This window comes from Chelativorans sp. AA-79 (assembly GCF_029457495.1).
In the GTDB taxonomy this organism is placed as follows: Bacteria; Pseudomonadota; Alphaproteobacteria; order Rhizobiales; family Rhizobiaceae; genus Chelativorans.
The window spans coordinates 1,200,361-1,212,796 of sequence record NZ_CP120361.1; the positions used below are offsets into that span (position 1 = coordinate 1,200,361).

The 12,436-nt window shown below is 64.3% G+C and carries 12 protein-coding genes; 10 read left to right on the forward strand and 2 right to left on the reverse strand.

Annotation, left to right across the window (positions count from 1 at the left end; all coding sequences use genetic code 11):
* Positions 1 to 3 precede the first annotated feature (3 nt).
* Both ehuC and ehuB read right to left on the reverse strand, forming a co-directional pair.
* A complete protein-coding gene (gene ehuC / locus PVE73_RS06025; protein WP_277366081.1) occupies positions 4 to 675 on the reverse strand; it encodes an ectoine/hydroxyectoine ABC transporter permease subunit EhuC in 672 nt (223 codons plus the stop codon).
* Positions 676 to 771: 96 nt separating this feature from the next.
* Entirely contained in the window at positions 772 to 1,644 is an 873-nt protein-coding gene (gene ehuB / locus PVE73_RS06030; RefSeq protein WP_277366082.1) for an ectoine/hydroxyectoine ABC transporter substrate-binding protein EhuB, read from the reverse strand.
* A 517-nt stretch (positions 1,645 to 2,161) separates the two neighbouring features.
* Between ehuB and doeA the strand changes: the two genes are divergently transcribed.
* From doeA to PVE73_RS06080, 10 genes are all read left to right on the forward strand, one after another.
* On the forward strand, positions 2,162 to 3,358 hold the full coding sequence (gene doeA / locus PVE73_RS06035) for an ectoine hydrolase DoeA (RefSeq protein WP_277366083.1): 1,197 nt from the start codon (positions 2,162 to 2,164) through the stop codon (positions 3,356 to 3,358).
* Positions 3,351 to 4,508 carry an acetylornithine deacetylase gene (gene argE / locus PVE73_RS06040; protein ID WP_277366084.1) on the forward strand — a complete coding sequence of 386 codons (1,158 nt, stop codon included), beginning with the start codon at positions 3,351 to 3,353 and terminating at the stop codon, positions 4,506 to 4,508. The genes doeA and argE overlap by 8 nt, the downstream gene beginning before the upstream one ends.
* Positions 4,505 to 5,227 carry a GntR family transcriptional regulator gene (locus PVE73_RS06045; RefSeq protein ID WP_277366085.1) on the forward strand — a complete coding sequence of 241 codons (723 nt, stop codon included), beginning with the start codon at positions 4,505 to 4,507 and terminating at the stop codon, positions 5,225 to 5,227. Before argE ends, PVE73_RS06045 begins: the two co-directional genes overlap by 4 nt.
* Positions 5,228 to 5,417: 190 nt before the next feature.
* The gene (locus PVE73_RS06050; RefSeq protein ID WP_277366086.1) at positions 5,418 to 6,068 is read left to right on the forward strand and encodes a hypothetical protein; all 651 of its coding nucleotides are present in this window, start codon (positions 5,418 to 5,420) and stop codon (positions 6,066 to 6,068) included.
* A gap of 114 nt (positions 6,069 to 6,182) precedes the next feature.
* Positions 6,183 to 7,133: a sugar-binding transcriptional regulator gene (locus PVE73_RS06055; protein ID WP_277366087.1), complete on the forward strand. Its 951-nt coding sequence runs from the start codon at positions 6,183 to 6,185 to the stop codon at positions 7,131 to 7,133.
* Positions 7,134 to 7,276: 143 nt separating this feature from the next.
* Entirely contained in the window at positions 7,277 to 8,587 is a 1,311-nt protein-coding gene (locus tag PVE73_RS06060; RefSeq protein ID WP_277366088.1) for a sugar ABC transporter substrate-binding protein, read from the forward strand.
* A 101-nt stretch (positions 8,588 to 8,688) separates the two neighbouring features.
* Positions 8,689 to 9,561: a sugar ABC transporter permease gene (locus PVE73_RS06065; protein WP_277366089.1), complete on the forward strand. Its 873-nt coding sequence runs from the start codon at positions 8,689 to 8,691 to the stop codon at positions 9,559 to 9,561.
* A 10-nt stretch (positions 9,562 to 9,571) separates the two neighbouring features.
* Positions 9,572 to 10,396, forward strand: coding sequence for a carbohydrate ABC transporter permease (locus PVE73_RS06070; protein WP_277366090.1), 825 nt, complete (start codon positions 9,572 to 9,574; stop codon positions 10,394 to 10,396).
* Positions 10,397 to 10,651: 255 nt separating this feature from the next.
* Positions 10,652 to 11,650 carry an ABC transporter ATP-binding protein gene (locus PVE73_RS06075; RefSeq protein ID WP_277366091.1) on the forward strand — a complete coding sequence of 333 codons (999 nt, stop codon included), beginning with the start codon at positions 10,652 to 10,654 and terminating at the stop codon, positions 11,648 to 11,650.
* Positions 11,650 to 12,423 carry an L-iditol 2-dehydrogenase gene (locus PVE73_RS06080; RefSeq protein ID WP_277366092.1) on the forward strand — a complete coding sequence of 258 codons (774 nt, stop codon included), beginning with the start codon at positions 11,650 to 11,652 and terminating at the stop codon, positions 12,421 to 12,423. The genes PVE73_RS06075 and PVE73_RS06080 overlap by 1 nt, the downstream gene beginning before the upstream one ends.
* Positions 12,424 to 12,436: the final 13 nt, after the last annotated feature.

Consider the following 12,436-nt stretch of genomic DNA (forward strand, 5'->3'; position numbering starts at 1 on the left):
GCCTTACCTCCGCACGTTCCGCCAGCGGCCGACCGAAACTTCCAGAAGGCGCATGAGGACGGAAAGGACGAGCGCCATGCCGAAATACATGAAGAGGATCATCGTGTAGATGGTCGTGCTGTCCTGGTAAAAGTTGCGCAGTTGCTCGGCCCTGAGCGCCAGATCGCTCAGGCTGATGAGCGAGACGAGCGCGGTATCCTTCAAATTCTGTACCGCCAGGTTGGAGAAGCTCGGCATCATTTCGGGGATCGCCTGGGGCAGGGCGACGCGCCACAGTGCCTGGCGCGGTGTGAAGTTCAAGGCCCTGGCCGCCTCGTACTGATTGTGGCTGACGGCCTGGATGGCGCCGCGCACGACCTCAGCGCCGTAGGCGCCGATGTTGAGGCTGAGCGCCAGGACACCGGCCTGCACCGGCGGCAGGCGCAGGTTGATGCCGATCATGTCACCGGCGATCGGCAGGGCGAAATAGAGCCAGAAGAGCTGCACCAGAAGCGAGGTGCCGCGGAAGACCTCGATATAGACGATCGAAAAGCCCTTGATGAGCCAATTGTGGGAGAGCTTGCCGATTCCGAACAGAAACGAGAAAACGCCGCCCAATATCGTGGAATAGACGGTGAGCTGGACCGTGACCCAGGCACCCTGTAGTAGCGGCTGGAGATAGTCCAACCATTGCATCGACGATGTTTCCCTGGATGGCGCTGAAATATTTCCTGCGGGTTTGCGAAGGCCGGACGGGGTGCCCGCCCGGCCAGTGCATCTAGCGGTGCGCGGCTACTCCGCCGAGCAGAGTTCCTCGGTCGTCCTGTCGGACGAGTGGGAAATGTCGGCCGGCGTGAAGCCGTAGCCCTCCAGGATGCTCTTCCACTCCTCGGTCTTCTTGAAGGCGAGGAGCTCCTCGTTGAAGGCGTCGCGCAGATCGGTCGATTCGGAATTGAAGTTGAAGCCGCCCCAGCTCCTGACTTCCTTGCCGTCGATGACCGGATCCTCGAACTCGGAGACGATCTGGACCTGGTTGTTCTTATCGGCGAGCTCGCTGACGGTGAGCCCCGTCGCTGCATAGGCATCCGCCCGGCCGGTCGAAACCGTCGAAATGGCGTCGGAATTGGAGGCGATCGTGACGATGTTGTCCTCGGGCACCTCGAGCGCCTGCAGCATCTGAAGCTGGTCGGCGCCCGCCATGACGGCAACCTTCAGATCGGGGTTGGTGAAGTCGGAATAGGCGGTGACGTCCTTCGGATTGCCCTCAGGCACGAGAAGCCCCTCGCCGTAGGACGAATTAGGCTCCGAATAGATGACGTTCTGGCAGCGCTCGGGGCGGATCGCCATCTCCGCCGCCGTCATGTCGAAACGGTTTGCCTGTAGACCGGGAATGAGCGAGGAGAAATTGGTGACGACCCACTGGATGTCATCCGGGTTGATGCCGAGCCTTTCGACCACGGCTTTGGCGACGTCGGGGCCGGCGCCTTTTGCCACGCCGCTCGGGTCGACATAGCCATAGGGGATTTCGTTGGCGACGGCGATGCGGATGTAACCGCGATCCTGGATCTCCTGCAGCGTGACCGCTCCGGCGCTCGTCGTGGCCACCGCGGCCAGGGCCGTAGCCGCAACGGCGGCTTTGATGGTCATCTTAAGCTTGCTGGTCATGTTAATCTCCCTGGTCACATTACTCTCCTTCTTTTTAGAGCGGCTGCGCACCTGTTCCATGTTCTACAGGTGATATTTCGCAGTCCGGCGTCTCGACTGGCGCGGCACGATGCTCGGCAAAGAAAAATCCCAGTCGATTGATGCATCCCGTGAAGTGGACCCGCGACGCTTCCCCGACAAATGCGGCGTCGGCAGAACTACCGCTCTTGCATCGTCGTTCAGCCGGGTCCCGCCGACGGCCGCGATGCTTCTGGTCAATCGGGCCATGCACTGGCCGCAATCAAGCCCTGATGGGATACCCGTCTCTTAACTTCCCCTCTTTGTTGGCAATTTATCAAGTTGGCGAGACTGTTGTACACAACATCATGGGGGCCAAGAATATGTCAACGGGTTTTTCCGTTGCGCCAGCGACGTGCCCCATTCCAGCCACAAGCGAATTGAAATAGATGTGTACAAGCCGAGAGAGCAACCTCGGCCGCATGGCGCCGCGACGGTGCCTTTTTTTCTGGAGAAACCTATGCCGGGCTCACATTTGCCCTTCAGCGAACAGGAATATGCCGCGCGGTTGGAGAAGACCCGCCGCGCCATGGAAGAGAGGGGAATCGATATCCTCTTCGTGGAAGACCCGTCCAATATGGCCTGGCTTACCGGCTATGACGGCTGGTCCTTCTATGTCCATCAGGGCGTGCTCGTTTTCATGGACGAGGAGCCGGTCTGGTGGGGCCGCGCGCAGGATGGCAACGGCGCCATCCGCACCTGCTACATGAATGACGAGCGGGTGCTGCGCTATTCCGACCATTACATCCAGTCCAATCACCACCATCCCATGGAGAACCTGGCCGAGGTCATCCGCGCCTTCGGCTACGGCGACAAGCGCATCGGCGTGGAACTCGAGAATTATTATTTCTCGGCAAAGGCCTATCTCGTCCTCAAGGAGGCGCTGCCGAAGGCCGCCTTCGTGGACGCCACGGGCCTGGTGAACTGGCAGCGCGCCGTGAAGTCTGCAGAGGAGATCGCGTTCATGCGCCGCGCCGCGCGCATCAGCGAGAAGATCATCGACGGCATCGTCGAGCGCATCGAGCCCGGCGTGAAGAAGAACGACCTCGTCGCCGAGATCTATGCCGACGCCATCCGCGGCGTCGATGACGACTGGGGCGAGTATCCGGCCATCGTGCCGCTGCTGCCCTCGGGCTCCGATGCCGCCGCGCCGCATCTCACCTGGGACGGACGCCGCTTCGAGGAGGGCGTGGCCACCTTCTTCGAGATCGCCGGCTGCTACCGCCGCTACCACGTGCCGCTCTGCCGTACCGTTTTCCTGGGCACGCCGCCGCAATACATGCTCGATGCCGAGAAGGCGCTGATCGAGGGGCTCGAAGCGGGCATGGACGCCGCCCGGCCCGGCAACCGCGCGGGGCTGGTGGCCGACGCCCTCTATGGCGCCTTGGAAAAGGCCGGCATCACCCGCGACGGGCGCTGCGGCTATCCGATCGGCATCTCCTATCCGCCGGACTGGGGCGAGCGCACCATCTCCTTCCGCCGCGAGGATGACACCATCCTGGAGGCGGGTATGACGTTCCACTTCATGCCTGGCCTGTGGATGGCCGACTGGGGGCTCGAGATCACCGAGAGCATCCTCATCAAGGAGGAGGGGCCCGCCGAGGCGCTCTGCAAGCGCCCGCGCGAACTGATCGTGAAGAACGGACGCCATGGCTGACCTCGTCCGCACGCGGCAGATCCTTGCCGATCTCGTGGCCTTCCCCACCGTCTCGGCCGACAGCAACCTGGCGCTCATCGCCTATGCGGCCAACCTCCTGAGCGAGGCGGGTGCGCGGCTCTCGCTGCATCACGACGAGAGCGGGACGAAGGCCAACCTCTTCGCCACACTGGGACCGGAGGGCGACGGCGGTGTCGTGCTTTCCGGCCACACGGACGTGGTGCCGGTCGACGGCCAGGACTGGACGGGCGATCCCTTCACCTTGCGCGAGGCGGACGGGCGGCTCTATGGCCGCGGCACGTGCGATATGAAAGGGTTCATCGCCTGCTGCCTCGCCATGGCGCCGGTCTTTGCCGCCAGGCCGCTTGCGCGGCCGCTGCATTTCGCCTTCACCTATGACGAGGAGGTGGGCTGCTTCGGCGCCCGCGCGCTCATGGACGAGCTGGCGCAAGCGGGCGTGCGGCCGGCGGCAGCGATCATCGGCGAGCCGACGATGATGCGCATCATCGAAGGGCACAAGGGCTGCTACGAATACACGACCGAGTTCCGCGGCCTGGAGGGCCACGGCTCCGATCCTGACCGTGGCGTCAATGCTGTGCACTACGCGGTCCGCTACATCGCGCGTCTCCTGGAGCTTGCGGAGAAACTGAAGGACCGCGCGCCGGCGACGAACCGCTTCCAGCCGCCCTGGACGACGCTTCAGGCGGGACGCATCGAAGGCGGCGCGGCGCGGAACGTCATCGCCGGCCATTGCGTGGTCGAATGGGAGATGCGGCCGGTGCAGGCGGGCGACGCTGATTTCGTGAAAGGAAACATGCAGGCCTATATCGACGAAGTGCTGAAACCCGCGATGAAAGAGGTCGCGGCGGAGGCCGAGATCGTCACCCATGTGGTGGGCGAGGTGGAAGGTCTCGAGCCGGTTGCGGAATCGGAAGCGCGGCGTATCGTCAGCGAGTTGACCGGGCTGTCGGAGGCGGAAGTGGTTTCGTTCGGCACGGAAGCGGGGCTTTTCCAGCAGGCGGGCATTTCCGCCGTCATCTGCGGTCCGGGCTCCATCGAGCAGGCGCACAAGCCTGACGAATTCGTGGCGACCGAGCAGCTTGCCGCCTGCCTCGGCATCCTTGCGCGACTGGGGGAGAAACTGGCGTGAGGGCAGCGGGAGCGGGAACGGGCGAGCCGGCGGGCAGCGAAGTGCGGGCCCGCTTCGAGCGCATCTACCACACGCTGCGCACCCGCATCTGCCTGCTCGACCATGCGCCCGGAGAGCGCCTGCGCGAGGAGGACATCGCGGAGGAGTTCAACACCAGCCGCACGCCCGTCCGCCGCGTGCTGGCGCGGCTCGAGGACGAGGGGCTGCTGCGCTCCGTCCACGGCGTGGGCACCATCGTTACCGACATCCATATCGACGACCTGCAGCAGGTATACCAATTGCGCGTGGAACTCGCCGAGCTCATCGGCAGAATTTCGCCCGTGCGGCCCGACCGGGCGGAAATGGAGGAGTATCATCGTCAACTCGCACGCTGCGCGGTGCTGATCGAGAAACCCGACGCGCGGGAGTTCGCCCGGCTCAATATGGAGTTCTTCCATCTCCTGATGCGCCTTACGGCCAACGAGCCGCTGCGCGCGATTTCCGAGCGGCTCTACTACCAGACAACACGCATCTGGCTGCAGACGGCCTCGAAGCTCCAAGCCTACGAGGATATGCTGGTGAACGAGATCCGCGTTTTCCAGCGCGAGATGGCCGACATCGTGGCCGCGATCGAGTGCGGAGATCTGCATGTGGTCGGCCATATCCGCCGCGCACACGTCGCCATGAGCTTCGCCCGGCTCCATGCCGCCGCCCATCCGGGGCAGGCGGCGGACGGTTAGTCTGTCCTCACGCCGGCATCGCCTCGCCCGCGGCGACGGGCTGCCCGGTGCGCCTGTAGTGATCGATCTTCTTGGAGAGTCCCGCTTCCGCAATTGCCGCGGCGCGGCCGCCCGTCGCCGGAAATACGGGGAGGCGCAGCGTTGAATCAGAGCAGGATTTGGGTCATCTGAGGGGACAAAAGGAGGCAATATGGGCATTATTCTCAATCCCAGGGGCGCCGGCGGGTCGGGGAAGACGGAACTCGTCCGCAGGATTCTGCGCGGCTACGGCTGGCGGCGGGGCGCCTATTCGTCCGATGGCGGCAGGATCGAGCCATTGTACAGGCCCGGACGCCGCTTCCCCTTCGCTTACCGGTTGCAGCATCCCTACGGCGGGGACCCGCTCGTCGTCATCGGCCACTATGAGGTGACAAGCGGCGGCTGCGACACGATTCGCGTGAACGATGGCGGTTTGGCCGAGGTGGCGCGCTCGGCGTGCGCGTTCGCGTCTTCGGGCCATGATGTGGTGATCGAAGGCCTGCGGCTGAGCTCGGATGTCGAGCATTCGCTGCCCATGTCGCAGGCGCAGCACATGCGCATCCTCCGCCTCAGGACGCCCGTGTGGCAATGCGCCCGCAATCTCGCGTCTCGCCGCCGCGCGGGAATGTCCGCCGTTTCTACCATCGAGAGGGCCGTGGTCACCGAGTACGAGCGTATCGAAGCGGCCTGTGCGCGGCTGCGCCGACATGTAACTGTCGAGGACGTCACCTTCGATGAGGCGCTGGCGCGTGCTGAATCCCTCCTCGGACTGCGCGATGCCGGCATGGCTGAGGCCCGAGTGGGCGGCAAATGTCCGGGATAGCAATTGCTCATCGCGTGAGCATCTGTCTTGACCTCGGGGCGGGTGACTGCAAAATGTGCAAATCGAAGCAAAGCCGCCCGCGGCCATGACGACGGGCCGAGCGGGAAGATGCCTATGAGCCGCCAGGCAGACACGACGAGACTGGATGATGCAGCGCGGGCCGGATGGCTCTACTATGTCGCCGGCAACACGCAGGACCAGATCGCGGCCAAGCTGGGCGTTTCCCGCCAGACCGCCCAGCGTCTCGTTTCCCTCGCCGTGTCGGAAGGGCTGGTGCGGGTGCGACTCGATCATCCGATCGCAAGCTGCCTCGACCTTGCGGCCAGCCTGCGGTCGCGCTACGCGCTCGACCTTGCCGAGGTGGTGCCGAGCGATCCCGAGTCCTCTTCCACGACGCTCGGCGTGGCCGATGCGACGGCGGCGGAAATCGAGAAAAGGCTGCGCTCGGCCGAGCCGATCGTGATGGCGATCGGCACGGGCCGCACGCTCAAGGCAGCCATAGAGCAGTTGCCGTCGATGGACTGCCCCCACCACAAGGTGGTCTCGCTCACGGGCACGATCGGGCCGGATGGGTCCGCCGCCTTCTATAACGTGATCTTCACCCTCTCGGACCGGGTGAAGGCACGCAGCTTTCCCATGCCCCTGCCGGTGATCGCATCCTCTCCGGATGAGCGCCAGATGCTGCACCGGCAGCCGATGATCCGCTCCACGCTCGAGCTTGCCGCCCAGGCCCACGTCACCTTCGTCGGCATCGGCGATCTGGGGCCGGAGGCGCCGCTCTATGTCGACGGCTTCATTTCCGGAGCGGAGCTGAAGGCCCTGCAGAAGGCCGGCGCGGTCGGCGAGATCGTCGGCTGGGCCTATGACCGGGAAGGCAGGCTCGTCGAGGGCATCACCAACGACCGTGTCGCCAGCGCGCCCATTCCCTCGCGCGAACGGAACCTCGTGATCGCCAGCGCCATGGGGGAGCGCAAGCTGGGCAGCATCCGCGCTGCGCTCGTGCGCCGCCTCGTCAACGGCCTGATCACCGACGAGCGCACGGCCGCGGCCCTTCTCGACGCCTGAAATCCAGGCTCTCCTCTTTCATCTCGGCGGCATTCCCGAGCGTTCGCTGCGCTGCAGCATCGAATGCGCATTGACATAGTAGGGTATATGATCGAATAATTGCCCATCGATGAAGCAATTGCTCATTTCAGGGAGGAGCTTCGATGAAAATGAAAGCCTTCGTGCTCGGGCTGGGTTCAGCCAGTCTTCTGGCCTTCGCCGCCAATGCCGAAACGCTGACGATCGCTACCGTCAACAATGGCGACATGATCCGCATGCAGAGGCTCGCGGACGATTTCACGTCCAAGAACCCCGATATCGAACTCCAGTGGGTGACGCTGGAGGAGAACGTGCTGCGCGAGCGCGTCACGACCGACATCGCCACCAAGGGCGGGCAATACGACGTGATGACCATCGGCACCTACGAGGTGCCGATCTGGGCGAAGCAGGACTGGCTGCTGCCGCTCGACAATCTCGGTGACGATTACGACGTGGACGACCTGCTGCCGGCCATCCGTAGCGGCCTTTCGGTTGACGAAACGCTCTACGCCGCCCCGTTCTACGGCGAGAGCTCCTTCATCATGTACCGGAAGGACCTGATGGAGGAGGCGGGCCTGACCATGCCTGAGGCGCCGACCTGGGACTTCGTGGCCGACGCCGCGCGCAAGATGACGGACCGGGATGCCGAGATCAACGGCATCTGCCTGCGCGGCAAGGCGGGCTGGGGCGAGAACATGGCCTTTCTCACCGCCATGTCCAACAGCTTCGGCGCGCGCTGGTTCGACGAGAACTGGCAGCCGCAGTTCGACCAGCCGGAATGGAAGGAAACGCTGCAATTCTACGTGGACCTGATGAAGGACGCCGGGCCGTCCGGCGCCTCCTCCAACGGCTTCAACGAGAACCTGGCGCTGTTCCAGCAGGGCAAGTGCGGCATGTGGATCGACGCCACCGTGGCCGCTTCCTTCGTCTCGGATCCCGAGGACAGCACCGTGGCCGACCAGGTGGGCTATGCGCTTGCGCCGGACAAGGGGCTCGGCAAGCGCGCGAACTGGCTGTGGGCGTGGTCGCTCGCCGTACCGGCCGGTACGCAGAAGGCCGAGGCTGCGCAGAAGTTCATCTCCTGGGCGACGAGCAAGGATTATATCGAGCTCGTGGCCTCCGAGGAGGGTTGGGCGAACGTGCCTCCCGGCACGCGCACTTCGCTCTACGGGAACCCGGAATATCAGGAGGCCGCGCCCTTTGCGGACCTGACGCTCAAGTCCATCAACGCGGCCGATCCCACCAATCCGACGGTGGAGCCGGTGCCCTATGTGGGTGTTCAGTTCGTTGCGATCCCGGAGTTCCAGGGGCTCGGCACCACGGTGGGCCAGCTCTTCTCCGCAGCGCTTGCCGGCCAGATGTCGGTCGACGACGCGCTTGCCCAGGCGCAGAACGTGTCCGAACGTGAGATGAAGCGCGCCGGCTACATCAAGTAGGCGGTATCGGAAGCCGCCGGAGCAAGGATGTTCCGGCGGCTCCCCAACGGCTCCAAACCCATCGAGCAACCATTGCCGCGCGGCAGGCAGGGAGGTCCAGCATGGCTACCCGACAGACACGCACGCTCGCCCGCGCCATGATGGCGCCTGCGGTCGTCCTGCTTCTCGTCTGGATGGTCGTGCCGCTGTCGATGACGCTGTGGTTCTCGTTCCAGAACTACAATCTGCTCAACCCGATCACCCGCGGCTTCGCCGGTTTCCTCAACTACGAGTTCTTCTACACCGATCCGGCCTTCTTCCAGTCGATCGCCAACACGCTGATCATCGTCGGCGGCGTGCTCGCCATCACGGTGGTCGGCGGCATCCTGCTTGCGCTTCTCCTCGACCAGCCGATCTTCGGCCAGGGCATCGTCCGCATCCTGGTGATCTCGCCCTTCTTCGTCATGCCGCCGGTCGCCGCGCTGGTGTGGAAGAACATGATCATGCATCCGGGCTACGGCGTTCTTGCCGATTTCGCGCGGTTCCTCGGGGTACAGCCTGTCGACTGGTTCGCGCAGTATCCGCTTTTCTCGATCGTCATCATCGTCGCCTGGCAGTGGCTGCCCTTCGCCACGCTGATCCTGCTCACCGCGTTGCAGTCGCTGGACGAGGAGCAGAAGGAGGCGGCGGAGATGGACGGCGCCAATTTCCTGAACCGTTTCTGGTATCTGACGCTGCCGCATCTGGCCCGAGCGATCACGGTCGTCATCCTCATCCAGACGATCTTCCTGCTCGGCGTCTATGCGGAAATCCTCGTCACCACCAATGGCGGGCCGGGCTACGCGACCACCAATCTGGCCTTCCTGATCTACCGCACGGCGCTTCTTTCCTACGATATCGGCGGCGCGTCGGCTGGTGGCGTCATCGCGGTGGTCCTGGCCAACATCGTGGCGCTGTTCCTCATGCGCGCCGTGGGCCGCAACCTGGACCGATAGGAGACCGAAAATGGCGCGCGCCGTTTCCACCCGCCGGAAGACCATCGCCACGATCGCGGCCTGGCTGGTCGCCGTCGTGATCTTCTTCCCGATTCTCTACACGGTGATCACCAGCTTCAAGACGGAAGCCGAGGCCATCTCCGGCATCAGCCTCATCCCGTCCGGCACGTTCGAGAACTATGTCGAGGTGCAGACGCAGCGGGATTATTTCAAGCCGTTCATGAACTCGGTGGTGATCTCCGTCGGCTCGACGGTGATCGCGCTCCTGATCGGCATTCCTGCCGCCTGGTCGATGGCCTTCTCGCCGACCAAGCGCACCAAGGACGTGCTCATGTGGATGCTCTCCACGAAGATGATGCCGGCTGTCGGCGTGCTCGTGCCGCTCTACCTCATGTTCCGCGATTTCGGCCTGCTCGACACGCGCATCGGACTGACGGCGGTCTTCACGCTCGTCAACCTGCCCATCGTGGTGTGGATGCTCTATACCTATTTCCGCGAGATTCCGGGTGAGATCCTGGAAGCTGCGCGGATGGACGGGGCGAGCCTTGTGGGCGAGATCGTCTACGTGCTGACGCCGATGGCCGTGCCGGGCATCGCGTCTACCCTGCTTCTGAACATCATTCTGGCCTGGAACGAATCCTTCTGGTCGATCCGCCTGTCCGCCGCGAACGCCGCGCCCCTTACAGCCTTCATCGCCTCTTTCTCGAGCCCGCAGGGGCTGTTCTGGGCCAAGCTTTCCGCCGCCTCGACGCTCGCCATCGCGCCCATCCTCATCATGGGCTGGTTCTCGCAACGGCAGCTCGTGCGCGGCCTCACCTTCGGGGCGGTGAAATGAGGGGCGTTCGGATGGATGGATTTCTGCTCTTGCGCACCCCCCTCTGGCCTGCCGGCCATCTCCCCCTCATGGGGGGAGATCAGCCGCCCCGAAGGGTTTCGCCAGTCCTTGGCGTGCCAGAAAAAGAGTCGGGACAAGCGGCCGGAGCAATCTTCCCCCTCTGAGGGGGAGATGGCCGGCAGGCCAGAGGGGGGTGTGACGAGCGGCTTCGTTGCCGCGTGGCGGAACGACACTCAATAAGAGCGGGAGGAGACCATGGGCAACATCACGCTCAAGAATGTGCACAAGGCGTTCGGGTCCACGACGGTTATCCCCGATATCGATCTCGACATCGCGGACGGGGAGTTCGTCGTGTTCGTCGGTCCTTCCGGCTGCGGCAAGTCCACACTGTTGCGACTCATCGCGGGGCTGGAGGACACCACCTCCGGCACGATCCTGATCGACGGGAACGACGTAACGCGGGCCGCGCCGGCCCGGCGCGGCCTTGCCATGGTGTTCCAATCCTATGCGCTCTATCCGCATATGAGTGTCTACAGCAACATCGCCTTTCCGCTGAAAATGGCCGGCACCGACAGGGATACGATCGACAAGAAGGTCCGCGCGGCGGCGGAAACGCTCAACCTCACCGCCTATCTCGACCGGCGGCCGGGGCAGCTGTCGGGCGGGCAGCGCCAGCGCGTGGCCATCGGCCGGGCCATCGTGCGCCAGCCCAAGGCCTTCCTCTTCGACGAGCCGCTGTCCAATCTCGATGCGGCGCTGCGCGGCACCATGCGGCTGGAGATCAGCGAGCTGCACCAAAAGCTCGGCACGACCATGGTCTATGTGACGCACGATCAGGTGGAAGCCATGACCATGGCCGACAAGATCGTCGTCCTCAATGCCGGCAATGTGGAACAGGTGGGCTCGCCGCTGGAGCTCTACCGCAGCCCGCGCAACCTCTTCGTGGCTGGCTTCATCGGTTCGCCGCGCATGAACCTCGTGAATGGCGCCGAGGCTTCCCGCCATGGCGCGAATACCATCGGGGTAAGGCCGGAGCATCTGAAGCTCTCCACCTCCGAGGGCGCCTGGAAGGGCACGGTGGGGGTCGCCGAGCATCTGGGCTCCGACACATTCCTGCACGTCCAGGCCGACGGCATCGGCCAGGTGACGGCGCGGACGGATGGCGAGATCTCTCTCAGGCATGGCGACACGGTGTGGCTCACGCCCGAACCGGATAAGATCCACCGTTTCGACGAGAAGGGACTGGCGATCTGATGCAGAGACTGAAAGGCAAGTCGGCGCTGATCACCGGGGCGGCGAGGGGCATCGGCCGCGCCTTCGCCGAGGCCTATATCCGCGAGGGGGCGCGGGTGGCGATCGGCGACATCAATGTGGAGGCCGCACACCGGACCGCGCGGGAGATCGGCGCGCACGCCTATGCCGTCGAGCTCGACGTCACCGACCAGGCCTCCATCGATGCGGCGGTCAAGGCGATTGAGGCCGAGACCGGCGGGATCGACATCCTCGTCAACAATGCTGCCCTGTTCGATCTGGCGCCGATCGTCGACATTTCGCGCGAGAGCTACGAGCGGCTGTTCGCCGTCAACGTTTCTGGAACGCTGTTCACTTTGCAGGCCGTGGCGCGCTCGATGATCGCTCGCGGCAAGGGCGGCAAGATCATCAATATGGCGAGCCAGGCGGGCCGTCGGGGCGAGGCGCTGGTGGCCGTCTACTGCGCGACCAAGGCGGCGGTGATCTCCATCACCCAGTCGGCGGGGCTGGACCTCATCAGGCACCGCATTAATGTCAACGCGATCGCGCCGGGCGTGGTCGACGGCGAACACTGGGACCATGTCGATTCCCTTTTCGCCCAATACGAGAACCGCCCGCTCGGCGAGAAGAAGCGGCTGGTGGGCGAGGCGGTGCCCTATGGGCGCATGGGCCGCGCGGAGGATTTGACCGGCATGGCGATCTTCCTCGCGAGCAGCGAGAGCGATTACGTCGTCGCGCAGACCTATAATGTCGACGGCGGTAACTGGATGAGCTGAGAAGGACAGACCT